We start from the raw sequence: 15242 nt of genomic DNA on the forward strand, positions 1-15242 counted from the left end.
ATAGTTGTTTATTGACGCGCAAACTGTTTCAGGAACGACAGGTCGCTGTTATAAAAATGACGAATATCGTCGATGCCGTATTTCAAAATAGCAATTCGCTCCACACCCATACCGAATGCAAAGCCGCTGTACACCTCAGGATCAAAACCGCCCATCTCCAGCACCTTCGGATGCACCATGCCACAGCCCAAAATTTCGATCCATACGCGTTCGCCATTCTTCTTCACAAAAGTCACGTCTACTTCAGCACTCGGCTCTGTGAACGGAAAGAAGCTTGGGCGCAAACGGATTTCGGTCGATTCTCCGAACATTTCGCGTGCAAATTGAAGTAAGGTTCCTTTCAAATCACTCATACGAATGTCTTTTCCAATAACAAGTCCTTCAATTTGGTGGAATTGGAAAGAATGCGTTGCATCGTCATCATCACGTCGGAAAACCGTACCCGGACAAATAACCTTAATAGGCGTTTCGCCCTTCATTGCTTCCATGGCACGAATCTGAACCGGTGACGTATGGGTACGCATCAACAGATCCTCGGTCAGATAAAATGAATCCTGCATATCCCGTGCGGGGTGATTTTTAGGCAGGTTCAATGCTTCGAAGTTGTAATAATCCGTCTCTGCCTGAGGACCCTCAGCCACTCGATATCCCATACCTGTAAAAATATCCTCGATTTGCTCAATCACTTTGTTGAGCGGGTGCAATCCACCTTGCGGCAGCGCGCGTCCAGGCAGCGTAACGTCGATCTTTTCCGCTTGCAGGCGTTCATTCGTTTCCGCTTTTGTGAACTCGTCCTGCTTTCGGTTAACGACTTCTTCAATCGCCTCGCGCACCTCATTGGCTACCTGTCCAACAACCGGACGCTCTTCCGCGCTCAGCTTGCCCATACCGCGCAAGATTTCAGTCAATGCGCCCTTTTTCCCCGAATATTTGACCCGTAGATCAGCCAGTTCCTTGGGTGTTGCCACCTTCTCCAATACTTCCAGTGCCTCTTCCTTCAAGGCCAGCAAATGTTCCTTCATTTGGATGGTTTCGCTCATCGCCTGTTCAGTCCCCTTTCTTCATATCCAGCTTTTCAGACAACAAAAAAAGGTCTTTTCTCCCGGTAAGGGACGAAAAGACCGTGGTACCACCCTCGTTAGACAATAAGCTCAGCTCACCCGGTGTTCTACCTTACGGCAACTAGTTACAGGTGATTGTTCATGCTATGCATCATTGTCTCGCTCTACACGTTGTAACGGTCGTGAACCGGTATCCCCTACTTGCACATTCGCCATTCACATGGCGCCTGAGGTTCAAGGAACTGCTCCGGAGCGAACTTCAACAGCCCAGTATTTGCAGAAACGCTCTCAATCCTACGGCGCTTCCTCCCTGTTCAATCGGACACTGCCTACTCTTCTCCATCAAGACATTTTCAAAATTTCAAACTATTGTTCATTATTATATGCAAACTACCGCGCTTTGGCAAGCAGGGCCTACGTTTCATTCCTTTAGATATTGGGATCATCCAACCGATCCAGCTTTGCACGAATGCGCCTGATTTCGCTCAACAGCTCCTCATTTTCGTCACTCGTGCTCGTCATCCCCATCAATTCTGTAAGACGAAATTGTAATCGAAGACGTTCCTCCCGCTGCTCCTGATCCTCTGGCTCCCGTTGACGGCTCCGTTCATCTTCTTGCTTTTCGTCGGCTGTCCCCTCATAGGTTTCATATCCGCCCCTCGGCTTCATATCGAGTAACCGAGTTGCCGTGCACCGCACCAGTTCCCGGTCATGCGAGACGAGCACCAGTGCTCCATCATAGTTGCGCAAAGAATCCTCTACAATTTCACGGGTTTCAATGTCAAAATAATTCGTCGGTTCATCCAGCACCAGCAGATTGGCTCCACTAAAGTACAAGCGCAGAAAGGCCACCCTGCATTTCTCCCCCATACTGAGCGTCCCTATCTTTTTAAACACATCATCTTTGGCAAAAAGAAAGCAGCCCAGCACCGTTCTCGCTTCTGTTTGCGTCATCGTCGGGAGCGCAAGCAGACTATCCAGCAACGTCTGATCCTCCGGAAGCTGCTCCAGCTCCTGTGAAAAATATCCGATGTTCAACTGTGGGTTGGCTGTGATTTTTCCTGTCTGCGGCTCCAGTTGACCTGTTAATAACCGAAGCAGCGTCGTCTTGCCAATTCCATTCGGCCCCCGAACAGCCAGACGGTCGCCACGTGCAACGATCAGATTTAGATTTTTCACAATGATACGGTCGTCGTAGCTAAAGTCAACCTGCTCAGCACGCAACAAATATTTTGCCTGAAATCCGCTGTCACTTAATTTCATGTGCAAAGACGCAGCCTCACGCGGTTGCTCTACTCTATTGGCCTCCAGTCGCTCCAGTTCCTTCTCCTTCGCATGATAACGGGAAATATTTTTTTTAGCCTTGGCCTTATAAAAGCTCTGCGTAACGGCCATCTCAACCTTGGATGCGCCACGATGCGCCTGATGAAACCATTCCCTGTAATTTCGAATCGTTTCCTCCAGCGCCTGTTTCGCCAGCTCCTGCTTCCGATAGCTGGCTTCCTGCTCTCGCAGTTCCCGCTCCTTTTGCGCCTTATATTCCTTATAGCCGCCTTTATAGCGCCCAATACCTGTCGATGTGAGCTCAACTATACTCGTAGCTACCCGATCCAAAAAGGCTCTGTCATGCGATACAAACAGCAGCGTTCCCGGATACGTGGACAGCCACTGCTCCAGCCAAAGCAAGCTTTCGGCATCCAAATGGTTGGTCGGCTCATCCAGCACCAGCAGCTTCGGCTGCCTGACCATGAGTCCGGCCAATCGCACTCTCGTCTTCTGTCCGCCACTCAGGTCACCATAAACAATGGACCACGTCTGGACAGGCATCCCCATTCGAGTGAGCGTCTTTTCCACCTCAGACTCCCAGGCAAAGCCTTGCAGGCGTTCGTATTCATCCATCAGTTCGCCGTAACGCTCCAAATGATGCTCCATATCCTCCCCAGCATGGGCTAGGTCAGCTTCCAGCTGTCCCAACGCTTGCTTGAGACGCCAATGCCGAGGGCTGGCCTGCTGTGTAGCCTCCAGTGCGGTTCGAGACCCATCCACCGTATCCTGCTGCTTCAGCCACCCCGCTCCTCCAGTGGCAAATCATGCTCTACCTGACCAGAGGTTGGCGCTTCATCTCCCAGCAATATTCGCAATAGCGTCGTTTTACCTGCTCCATTTCTTCCAAACAGTGCGAGTCGTTCTCCCTCCATCACATCCAACGACACATTCTCAAATAAAGATGTCCCGTTCCAATCCTTTACTACATTGCGAATACGCAAAATCGTTCTCATACCACGATCATCCTTTCCCAGTCCGGTTTTTTAATCCCGGAAACAATAAAAAAAGCCGCAGAAGGCTGCGGCTTGCATACAAGGAATATAGAATGACTGTTATGAATCGTTTCAGGACATACGCTTATGAAAAATAGCACCGCAAACGAATAAGCCAAATCCCGTTCCGGAATAAACGCATACGTCCCTGCATTCATTTTCAGACACACTTCTCCCGTTGCAGCTTACAGCCGCCTGCCAGTAACTGTGCAGTTAAGTGGGAAAATCAGTGTGCTTACTTCATCGGACGTATGGTTACCTTCCTTTTCATGGGATACTTACTTGCGGTCAGTATAGCAGATCACAACACATTTGCAAATAACCCTCGTTATTTTCCAAATACCAAAGTTGTATTCGACGAGCCTGCATATTTCGTTACAAACTCTTTAGTATATTCAGGAGTCTGAACTTGATAGCTATAGTTCTTGCTTGGATTCCAGTTGGTTACACGCGATTTTTGATTGTTGATGGTGGGAAAACTCCCCACATCTTTAAACTCGCCATTGCCTTTATCATCAAGAATACCGCCCTTTTCACTACCTTTTCCAAAGTAGTTGTACTCAGAATAGATTCTTGCATTCGTAGCAATGGTATAAGCAAGCTGAAAATTATTAATATAATTATTTTTAACATGAAAATATCCATATCTCATGAGTCCTGGACCACGTACAAGTAAGTTTTCAAAATAATTATTAGCGATCGTGATATGGGGCATGCCATCATAATTTTTATTGCCATCATCAGGATATCCCAAAATAAGACCATATTTATGATTAGCAAATTTGGAGTTACTAATGGTTACATAATCAGCCGATTGGCCTATGTACAAAAGTTTGTCCAGATCCGAGCCATTTGCATTATAACTGTGACCTGCAAACGTAACATGATCAATCCAATAATTTGTGCCCGCAGTAAGATAAAGTTGGATGTCATCGTTACCGTTAATGTTGGCACTGTGCTCAAAAGTTAAATTTTGAAAGATCACATTTCCCGAATTATTGGTTGTTTTCAAATGAATGTTAACCAGTTTGTTTTGCGCATAAGAACCAATGAGTGATTTGTTAGTACCAATGTTGACCACGGTTTTAGAGGAGGCAGAAATATTTTTTTCGATGACCAGAATTTTAGGAGTTGAATCTCCTAACTGGTTTTTCAAATCGTTTAGATTATTGATATAGATGACCTTACCGCCTTTTCCCCCTGTCGTGGCAGGCTTAGTAGCTCCATTTTCACTTTTTGCTTGTCCGGCAAAACCAGTCATTCCATTCGTCGACGTATTCGGAAAATCAGCAGCGGCGAACGTAGAACTTGCAGGAAAAGTAAGCAGCACCAAAGTTAATGCTAAAAACAGAAAAGAAATTTTCCTCATTGCAACTACACCATCCTTTTTTTAGTTAAATCCCAACAATGCGACTATACTTATTTTTTAGTAAATGGTAAATAGTTCTTTTTATCTGTTTATTTATAGCATATAAGCTAAATATTTTATATTTTATTTTGTGTGGCAATGTAAAAATAGTTCGTAAGAACGCAAAAAGCCGTGATACCCCGTTGGTACCCCGGCTATAATGCATTTATCTAGCTCCAAACAAAACAAAAAAACCCTTGCGTCACAAGGGTTCCGAACTTCTTAAAACAGTAAGCGGGTGATGGGAATCGAACCCACGCTATCAGCTTGGAAGGCTGAAGTTCTACCATTGAACTACACCCGCATTTTACAACATCTCGATTCTTATGTATGACACGCTTAACCTATTGTCAATCAGCTGAATCAGGATGTTATTTAGTATAACTTACCTTTCAGCAAAATGCAAGCATACTACATACTATCCTGAACCAGCCAATTCATAGGTTTACGTAAAAACAAATTTTCAAATACTTCTGCAGGAATGGGGCGACTAAAGTAATATCCCTGACCCTCATGACAATCCTGTGCCTGCAAAAAATGAAGTTGCTCCTCATTTTCCACCCCTTCAGCCGTAACCTTCAGCTTCAAATGGTGAGCCATGGAGGCAATAGTAGATACAATTGCGGCATTTTTGCTGTCGACCAGTACCTCATTTACAAAGGAACGGTCAATTTTTAGACGATCAATCGGGAGATTCTTCAAATAATGCAATGAGCTATAACCAGTTCCAAAATCATCAATACTGATTGCGACACCAATAGCCTTTATTTTTTTCAACTGTTCAAAGGCCCGATCCTTATCAAAGGTCATACTCTCGGTAATTTCCAGCTCTAAATAGCGTGCTTCAAGTTTGGTATAGGCCAAAATGCCGCTAATTACATCCACCAGCTTTTTTTGCTGAAATTGGCGCATGGATAAATTGACCGAAATCGGGATTGATGGGTACCCGAGCTCCTGCCACTGCTTATTTTGCAGACATGCCTCCCTTAACACCCATTCCCCCAAGGGCACAATTAAACCACTTTCTTCAGCCACCGGAATAAAATCGCCCGGCATCACCATCCCACGATGGGGATGATTCCAACGCACCAGCGCCTCCAAACTCGTTAACTCGCCACTTTGCAGGTGGACACGTGGTTGATACACCAATGAAAATTCCTCATTTTCAAGCGCTCGCCGCAGATCATTTTCCAGCTGGAGTCTTTCATGCGCTCGCATCTGCATCGCGCTAGCATACCGCTGAAAATTCACTCCCTGCTCTTTGGCACTATGGACAGCCGTATCTGCCTGCTGAATAAGCTGTTCGCTCTGATTCGCATCCAACGGGTACAAAGCTATACCGACGCTCACCATCACATGATAAGACTCACCATTAATATCGAAAGGCTGATCGAACAGCTTCACCATATCATCAATACGATTTCTCATAGCATCTGTATCTTCATATCCCGTTAGAAGAAAGGCAAATTCATCTCCGCCCATGCTAAAGACAGCTTCCCCTTCATGGCTAAAATGCCCCAATCGTTCGCCTACCGCATACAGCAAATAATTCCCTGCCGTATGTCCAAGCGAATCATTAATCGCCTTGAAACGATCAATATTTAGCACTAAAAGCGCTACTGTCTCATCCGATTTTAATGATTTGCGCAATATTTTATCTAAGCGTTGGGAAAGGCGACGACGATTGGGGAGTCCTGTTATATCATCATTATAAGCAATGTGATTAAACTCAGATTCTGCTGCCTGCTTTTCACGATAAGGAACCAGAACCATCAACCTGACTAGCCCGCTCAACATATTATAAAATGCTATCGCGTTGGTCAAAAGTCCCAAAAGGTGATTGATATCGCTCATTTGCTCAGAAAATAAATAGAACAACTGACTCACAACACACAGCCCAATCCCACGAACTATAAGCAACATACCCAACTCCGCCGGGCGGGCTTTCCGATATTTTCGTATGCCGAAAATAAAAGTGAGCACAAGCAGTAACATGACAGCCAGATTTAACGTCCAGCCCAGGTTGCCTATTTCGTATCGTATACGTAGATCCGGTAAGCCTGCACCAAATGTCTTGATTACTGCTAGAATCAGCAAAGTGCAGCCTATCCCTGCCCACAAAGCCACCGTCTTGTATTCAGACTTCGTCTTGCTATACGGGAGGAAACAAATACATAAGAGCAGGACAGAGGTAAAGGCACGATTTACAAATAGCAGCCATAACGAAATGCCCGGAGACAAAGCAAAGTCCGTCAGGCTTACGAAACTAAAAGAAACAATATGAACAAGGTAAAGCAGACCAGCCACCAAAAACGTCGGGGCAATAAGAAGTCTCTGCAAGGACAACTGTTCCAGTAAAACGGACCAGGATTGATAAAAAATAGAAAAACAAATCGCCGCACATGCAAACCCTATAGTCGGATATAACAAGAAAAAAACATTATGGGAGTATATCTTATTCAAAGTTACGTGAAATAACTGAACCAAGACAAACAAAACTATCGAAGCAATGCCAATACCTATCGTTTTTTTTACTTCCAGCCGTATACTCATTCAGCCTCTTCAGCCCCCTGCATATCGGAGATTCCGATCATCTAAGACGTTTGACAGCTTTGGAAGCCGTTGTTTAAGTCTATAGTATCAAAAATAATGTTGTATTCTGGTATATAATAGCATTTAATCTGTGAAAGGTGAATCATTTTTTTGTCTTAAATTCATGAATTCATTTTCGCATTTACGCAAATAACCAAGCTTACAGCACCAAAAAAGCGCATCATCTTGTCAGATTATGCGCTTCAGACAACCTTTTCCAAAAGGTGATACCTATACCCCAACGCTGCACAACATAAAAGAAATAGTATGTACAGGACCCCTCTGCGAAAACCTCCCCATGTTAAACTACAGGAAGCGTGATTTTGAATTGTGTGCCAATTCCATGTTTACTGTCTACATGTATGAAGCCTCCGTGATTTTTGATAATTCGATAGCTCACAGCCAACCCCAATCCGGTTCCACTTTCTTTTGTTGTAAAAAAAGGATCAAATAAACGCGCCAATGTATTGTGATCCATACCTAATCCGTTATCTTCAATACAAATGTGAACATAATTGCCTTCGAGCACTGTATGGATATCGATGCAGCCCTCTCGTTCCCCACGGATGCTTTCAATGGCATCCATCGCATTTTTAATCATATTGAGGATAACCTGCTTAATCTGCTTCACGTCAATGGAAACCTTCATGAGCTCATCATTTTCGTCCAATGCAATCTGACAACCCTTCATCAACGCTTCGCTTTCTGTCAGCATCACTACCTCTTTCAGCAAGCCCATCACAGATACAGCCGTTTTTTGCGGAGCCGAAGGCTTGGACGAATTTAAGAACTCATAAATAATGTCGTTCGCACGATCAATTTCTGTTAATATAATGCGGGCATACTCATCCCTGCCCAACTCCACCAAATGCGGCCGAAGCAATTGAATAAAGCCTCGGATTGCGGTAAGCGGGTTACGGATTTCATGGGCGATAGAGGCAGAGATGCGTCCCAGCATCGCCAGCTTATCGTTTTGATACGCCGTCTGCTCAATCTGCTTATAATCCGACACATCCTTGACGCTAAACAGAAAATCCCCATCCATCTGATCACCATAGGTCACTGTTATCAACCAATGCCGACCATACTCATCAATCAGCTCATGATAGCGCTTTCTATGAAAGATAGTTTCTTTATAAATCCGCATGATTTTCTTCTTCTTAAACCGACTTAACTCAGGATGATGCAAAATTTGCATCAAATTGCGACCTGCTAGCGAACTCCGTGGTAGCTCCAGCAATTTCGCCATTTGCACGTTAATAAAGGTCAGTACCCCGTCACTGTCAAACAGCATGATACCACTATCCAGGTTCTCCAGCACATTTTCATACTTGTTATTGGCGATCTGTGTGGAAGGACAAGCTCCCACGGTATCAAGCAAGGCTTCTTGGAATTCACTGATCATGCCAGGCTTCCCCCTTGTTTCGGAATGACAAACTGGCCGTTTCGGACGCGTAATAATCTTGAAGAAGAGAAAGGCATCTATCGACTACCCTTCAATGGTGTGGAAAACAGTTTCACAGAAATCCGACCATCTCTTTCCAATTCGAGTCTTATTTTATGATAGACAAGATTAAGGATCGCAGTCAATCGGAAAAAGTGTCGAATCCAAATTTTTATCCTGTTTTCTTTCGTCATAATATCTGCGCAACATTACCAAAATGAAAGATTAAGTTAGGAACAAGCGCCCTACACACCAAAGAAGCTCTCCAGAATTGAGAGCTTCTTTGGTGTGTAGGATGTCAGCTGCCGCTCTTATTATGTTGAAGCCGGGATCGTCTTTGGCTCATAACGGCCAGTCTTCTCTTAAGCTCTCCCTGCCATTTTTCATCATTCATCTGTTTGGCTACCATCAATAAATCCAGGGATATGTCAATTTGACGCTTCACAATTTCGAACGCATCTTCACTTTCACGATTCACACAATTTTCAAATATCGTATCATCGTCTTCCATGACATAATCCTGAAAATCAATCTCGGTTGCCCCATCTCCATGTGCATATTCAGCCAAAATTTCATACTCATTTTCAACTTTATAATGAACTTCAATGCGACGACATACCGGGCAAAACAGCAAAGGAACATTATGAACTTGGGTGCGGTAATGCTTCAGCGTTCCCTTGGTTCCTACCATGCTTGCTCCACAGCAATAACTCATCCGGGCTCAGCCTCCTCTGAACAAAACCTGTTCTGCCTTGTTTATCTTCTACAATACCTTATTCGCTTTCGTCTGGCAAAATTCCTCCAGAACACAACAACATTTCCATAATTATTTGTTACTTCACTCTGTATTGCCTCATTCAAACAGGCTATCCTCATATCTTCCGCTGCACAGCGCAGGCAAGCAAGCCCCCAATAACGGCAGAATAACCGCTTGTTGGGGGCTTGCTTGTTTAATTTCAACTTGTGAAGCTTATATTACAGATTTTGATCGCCTGGTTTCCAGTTCATTGGGCACAAGCCACCGGATTGCAAAGCCTGCAGCACACGCAATGTTTCTTCCACACTGCGACCTACATCGTTGTGGTTAACCACTTGATATTTCAATTCGCCTTCTGGATCAATGATGAACAAGCCGCGCAATGCAACTCCTTCTTCTTCGATCAGAACACCATAATCGCTTGCTGTTTTTTTCGTAATGTCAGAAGCCAATGGGAAGTTCAGTTTGCCCAGACCGTTGTTTTCTTTAGCTGTGTTAATCCATGCTTTGTGGCTGTGCACGGAGTCTACACTGATACCCAGAATTTCAGTATCCAGCTCTTTGAATTGGTCAGCAGCATCGCTCAACGCTGTAATTTCCGTAGGGCACACAAAAGTGAAATCCAGTGGATAGAAGAAAAATACGAGCCACTTGCCACGGTAATCGGAAAGCTTCACCGAACCAAATTCTTGACCGTCTCCAGTCACTGTTTCCAATGCAAAATCAGGGGCGGGTCTTCCTACCAATCTTTCTGCCATAATAATGAAATCCTCCTTTAAAATATGTAAGAAAAACACCGAATGTGCTTTTCTCAATCATCCGTATTGTAATGAACAACTTACTTGATAAATGTTATCATTCGCTGAAATCAAAGTCAATATTGTAACCATTACTTTTTTATAATAATTTTAAACTAGCTTAAAAATTCATAATTTATTCACATTTTGAACTTTCGAATATACAAGTAGCTCCTGATTGCTCAGGAGCTACTGTGCCAAACATTTGTCGAAAAGGCTGTACTGTATAACCTTACTATATAAATAGGAAGCTTTTTTTCAGAACAGGTGCATTTACGGAGCTTTTAACGAATAGCTGCTGCAATCAGATCGCCCATTTGAGTTGTCGAGATCGCTTGAGATTTAACCACCGCAATATCCGCCGTACGGTGCCCTGCATCCAGTACCTCAGCTACCGCTTTCTCAATGGCATCAGCTGCCTTCTCGTACCCAAAGGTGAGACGGAACATCAAAGCAACGGACAAAATCGTTGCAATGGGATTCGCCAGTCCTTGACCTGCAATGTCAGGCGCCGAGCCATGTACCGGCTCGTATAGGCCGAAGCTGCCTTCTCCAAGTGATGCGGAGGAGAGCATGCCGATGGATCCGGTCAGCATAGCCGCTTCATCACTGAGAATGTCACCAAACATATTTTCCGTCACGATGACGTCGAAGCTAGATGGACGACGCAGCAACTGCATGGCGCAGTTATCAACCAATACATGTTCCAGCTCGACATCCGGGTAGTCTACAGCAACCCGGTTCACTACTTCACGCCATAAACGGGAAGTTTCCAGTACATTAGCCTTATCCACCGATGCAAGTTTTTTGCGACGTTTTTGTGCAATTTCGAAAGATTGGCGCACTATACGCTCTACTTCTGTTACATTATATGCACAAGTATCGACTGCTTCCTCACCCTGAGGACTTTCTCGTCTGAACTTTTCGCCGAAATAAATGCCGCCCGTCAGTTCGCGCACCACGATCAGGTCCGTTCCTTCCAACACTTCCGGTTTCAATGTAGACGCGTCCTTGAGACAGTCAAAGACGACAGCAGGACGAAGATTCGAAAACAGACCAAGCTCTTTGCGAATGCCCAGCAGTCCGGTTTCAGGACGAAGCTCCTTTGGATTGTTGTCCCATTGTGGTCCTCCTACCGCCCCCAGCAGAACAGCATCTGCAGATTGACATACTGCCAGTGTTTCTTCCGGCAATGGTGTGCCCTTCTTATCAATGGCAATACCGCCGAACAGTGCATGCTCCGTTTCAAATGAAAGGCCGAACACTTCTTCCGTACGTTTCAAAATTTTCTCTGCCTCTGCGACCACTTCAGGTCCAATTCCATCTCCCGCTATTACTGCAATCTTTTTAACGTCTGCCATCACGTACACTCCTCTTGTTATACAGCTATACAACCGTATTTTTCATACCTTCTTTGTAACATATATGGCAGGGCTTTGACCAAGATATAGAATCTATCAATTCAATAGGCACAGCCTATAAGCTGGTTTTTTCATCAAAAAAAAGAAAACAGGACCGGAAAAACCCGATCCTGTAAACCCAACTCTCAAGTCTGCAAAAAAATTAAGATTTATAATCTACGCGATTGCTGTAGTTTTTACGCTTGTCGATTAAACCATTCAGCGCATCCACGTAAGCTCGAGCACTTGCTTCCAGAATATCGGTGCTTACCCCGCGTCCCTGTACAGACAGTCCGTTTTGGGTCAGCACTACATGGACTTCACCCAGAGCGTCCTTGCCATGGGTAACAGACTTGATGGAGTAATCTGAAAGTACAACGCTCTCGCTGCTGGCTTGGTCAATCGCATTATAGATCGCATCGACTGAACCATTTCCTTCAGCTTCTGTCTCAATAACCTGACCTTCATCGTTAACCAGACGCACTTGTGCGGAAGGCGTAGCCTTGTTCCCGTAGGTAACAAAAATGGTTTCCAGCTTGAAGACTTCAGGTGCATCGGCCAATTTTTCTTCCAGCAATGCCAAAATATCATCGTCCGAAACTTCCTTCTTCTTATCAGCCAAATCCTTGAACTGCCCGAAAGCGCGATTCAAATCTTCTTCTTTCAATTCGTAGCCCAACTCGATCAAACGCTCACGGAAAGCATGACGACCTGAGTGCTTACCGAGTACCAGCTTGCTTTCTTTCAGACCAATACTTTCTGGTGTCATGATTTCATAAGTCGTTTTCTCTTTCAGCATACCGTCTTGATGAATACCTGATTCGTGCGCAAAAGCATTGGCTCCAACAATCGCCTTGTTGCCCGGCACCACCATCCCCGTCAAACGGCTAACCAAACGGCTCGTGCGCGCAATTTCAGATAATTGCAGAGACGTTTTGGCCTGAAAAAATTCCTGTCTCGTCTCCAGTGCCATGGCGATTTCCTCAATGGCCGTGTTTCCAGCGCGTTCACCGATACCGTTAATGGTCCCCTCAATCTGATCCGCACCGTTCAGGATGGCAGCAAGTGTATTGGCGGTAGCCATTCCCAGGTCATTGTGGCAATGTGCACTCAATTGAATCTTCTCCACATCGGCCACATTTTCCTTAACATGTTTGAATATATTTCCATACTCGTAGGGTGTCAAGTAACCTACCGTATCTGGAATGTTGACGACAGAAGCCCCTTCTTGTACAGCCATGGTGACCATTTCAACTACAAAATCAAGCTCTGTACGACCTGCATCCTCCAAAGAAAACTCCACTTTAGGCAAATATTTCAACCCATAGCGTATGGCAGCACGAGCAGTTTCCAATACCTGTGCCTTCTCCATCCGCAGCTTATGTTGACGGTGAATAGGTGAAGTTGCTAAAAAGATATGGATACACGGGTCCTGAGCTCCCTTGAGTGCCTCGCGTACCGCATCAATATCCTGTTCCCTTGCACGCGAAAGACCAATCACCGTCGAATTTTTTACAGCTTTTGCTACAGCATTAACAGCTGCCAGATCACCCGGAGAAGCAGCCGGGAACCCAGCCTCCATACGATCGATTCCCAGCTTCTCCAACTGATGAGCAATCTCCACTTTTTCACGAGTATTCAAGTTCACGCCAGGTGACTGTTCTCCGTCTCTCAACGTTGTGTCAAATATATATATTTTGCGCAACCCAACGCACCTCCCCAGGATTAGGACCCTTAAATTACAATGCGGCTCACGCAATAAGCAGGGCCGCATTGTAATTAATATTTATAAATAATTCATGTTGTCGTATTTATAGTACAAAAGATTATTACTTTTTGATCCAATGCATCATTTCACGCAATTGTCCGCCCACCACTTCAATCGGATGGTTAGCTTCATTACGACGAGTAGCCGTCAGGAATGCACGTCCAGATTGATTTTCAAGGATGAAGTCACGAGCAAATTTACCTTGTTGAATGTCAGTCAATACATCCTTCATGGCTTTCTTCGTATCTTCCGTTACCACGCGTGGTCCAGTTACATAATCGCCATATTCCGCTGTATTACTGATGGAATCACGCATCGTTGCCAATCCACCTTCATACATCAGGTCAACGATCAGCTTAAGCTCATGCAAGCATTCAAAGTATGCCATCTCAGGAGCATATCCTGCTTCAGTCAATGTTTCAAAGCCCGCTTTTACGAGTGCGCTCACGCCGCCACACAATACCGCCTGCTCACCGAACAGATCCGTCTCCGTTTCTTCACGGAAGGAGGTTTCAATTACGCCCGCACGTGTACAGCCAATGCCTTTAGCGTAAGCAAGACCGATTTCTTTGGCTTGACCCGTTGCGTCCTGCTCAATTGCGATCAACCCCGGTACTCCAAACCCTTCTACATAGGTACGACGTACCATATGTCCTGGGGATTTTGGAGCAACCAGCAATACATCGCTATCTTTAGGAGCTACGATTTGTCCAAAATGAACGTTAAAACCATGGGAGAACAAAAGAGCTGCGCCTTTTTTCAGGTTAGGTTCAATTTCATTTTTGTACACAGAAGCTTGAGTTTCATCAGGTAACAAAATTTGAACCACATCTGCACGGCTTGTTGCATCAGCTACGTTCAGAACTTCAAAACCGTCGTTTCTTGCGACATCAGCTGATTTGCCTTCACGCAAACCAATAACAACATTCACACCACTGTCACGCAAGTTTTGTGCTTGAGCATGTCCTTGGCTACCGTAACCGATAACGGCCACCGTCTTTCCTTTCAATACGCTGAGTTCTGCATCTTTTTCGTAGTACGTTGTAACTGCCATGGTTAATTTCCTCCTTTTAATTGGACCCTTCATAATGAGCGGGTACTCCAAGAGACTCGTAATTAGTATCTAAAAATCTCTTCGAGCCCCCGCTCTTATGCGGGCGGTTCTTTATTGATGTAATGCGCTATAAGCGGTAATTCGTTAAAGCTCCATATTAAGCATTGCCACGTATCATAGCTGTAACCCCGGTTCGAGTCAACTCCCGAATACCGTAAGGCTTCAACAACTCGATCATGGCATCAATTTTTTCTGTATCGCCAATGACCTGTACGATCAAGCTCGTCGTTCCAACATCAATTACAGCTGCTCTGAATGTTTCTACTACGCCCATAATCTCTGGCCGTTGAGGCGGTTCTGCCTTTACTTTTATCATCGCCAATTCCCGGGCTACCATTGGCTTGGAACTGAGATCGATGACCTTGATCACATCAACCAGCTTGTAAAGCTGCTTTTCAATCTGCTCCAGGTTATTCTCATCCCCTACAGTCACAATGACCATACGGGATAATCCAACTTCTTCCGATTGTCCCACAGTTATGCTCTCAATGTTAAAGCCGCGGCGACCGAACAGGCCAGACACACGTTGCAAAACGCCGGGTTGATCATTTACCAGTACAGCAATGGTATTTTTTGTTGTCAT

At 44.9% G+C, this 15242-nt stretch carries 11 protein-coding genes, 1 tRNA gene and 1 pseudogene; all 13 read right to left on the reverse strand.

Going from position 1 to position 15242, the window contains the following annotated elements; translation table 11 throughout:
• Nucleotides 1-8: 8 nt before the first annotated feature.
• Nucleotides 9-1040, reverse strand: coding sequence for a phenylalanine--tRNA ligase subunit alpha (gene pheS / locus AC5ELV_RS03845; RefSeq protein WP_269321413.1), 1032 nt, complete (start codon nt 1038-1040; stop codon nt 9-11).
• 450 nt (nt 1041-1490) lie between these two features.
• Nucleotides 1491-3340 (reverse strand): annotated as a pseudogene (abc-f, locus tag AC5ELV_RS03850) (ribosomal protection-like ABC-F family protein).
• Nucleotides 3337-3537, reverse strand: coding sequence for a hypothetical protein (locus AC5ELV_RS03855; protein ID WP_493429185.1), 201 nt, complete (start codon nt 3535-3537; stop codon nt 3337-3339). The pseudogene abc-f and the gene AC5ELV_RS03855 overlap by 4 nt, the downstream one beginning before the upstream one ends.
• A 170-nt stretch (nt 3538-3707) precedes the next feature.
• On the reverse strand, nt 3708-4748 hold the full coding sequence (locus AC5ELV_RS03860; RefSeq protein WP_493429186.1) for a polysaccharide lyase family 1 protein: 1041 nt from the start codon (nt 4746-4748) through the stop codon (nt 3708-3710).
• Nucleotides 4749-5020: 272 nt separating this feature from the next.
• Nucleotides 5021-5091, reverse strand: a tRNA-Gly gene (locus tag AC5ELV_RS03865).
• A gap of 107 nt (nt 5092-5198) precedes the next feature.
• Nucleotides 5199-7340 carry a bifunctional diguanylate cyclase/phosphodiesterase gene (locus AC5ELV_RS03870; protein ID WP_493429187.1) on the reverse strand — a complete coding sequence of 714 codons (2142 nt, stop codon included), beginning with the start codon at nt 7338-7340 and terminating at the stop codon, nt 5199-5201.
• A gap of 340 nt (nt 7341-7680) precedes the next feature.
• Nucleotides 7681-8784 (reverse strand): ATP-binding protein, encoded by a 1104-nt coding sequence (locus AC5ELV_RS03875; protein WP_250244028.1) that lies wholly within the window; start codon nt 8782-8784, stop codon nt 7681-7683.
• Nucleotides 8785-9121: 337 nt separating this feature from the next.
• Nucleotides 9122-9538, reverse strand: coding sequence for a hypothetical protein (locus AC5ELV_RS03880; protein ID WP_013309391.1), 417 nt, complete (start codon nt 9536-9538; stop codon nt 9122-9124).
• A gap of 260 nt (nt 9539-9798) precedes the next feature.
• Nucleotides 9799-10338 carry a peroxiredoxin gene (locus tag AC5ELV_RS03885; RefSeq protein ID WP_023987763.1) on the reverse strand — a complete coding sequence of 180 codons (540 nt, stop codon included), beginning with the start codon at nt 10336-10338 and terminating at the stop codon, nt 9799-9801.
• 323 nt (nt 10339-10661) lie between these two features.
• A complete protein-coding gene (leuB, locus tag AC5ELV_RS03890; protein WP_493429188.1) occupies nt 10662-11738 on the reverse strand; it encodes a 3-isopropylmalate dehydrogenase in 1077 nt (358 codons plus the stop codon).
• Between the two features lie 202 nt (nt 11739-11940).
• Complete coding sequence (locus tag AC5ELV_RS03895; protein ID WP_493429189.1) at nt 11941-13482, reverse strand: 2-isopropylmalate synthase; 1542 nt, start codon at nt 13480-13482, stop codon at nt 11941-11943.
• A 124-nt stretch (nt 13483-13606) separates the two neighbouring features.
• Complete coding sequence (gene ilvC / locus AC5ELV_RS03900; RefSeq protein ID WP_013309387.1) at nt 13607-14599, reverse strand: ketol-acid reductoisomerase; 993 nt, start codon at nt 14597-14599, stop codon at nt 13607-13609.
• A 157-nt stretch (nt 14600-14756) separates the two neighbouring features.
• Nucleotides 14757-15242, reverse strand: coding sequence for an acetolactate synthase small subunit (gene ilvN / locus AC5ELV_RS03905; protein ID WP_023987760.1), 486 nt, complete (start codon nt 15240-15242; stop codon nt 14757-14759).

The organism is Paenibacillus sp. NMA1017 (genome assembly GCF_058895805.1).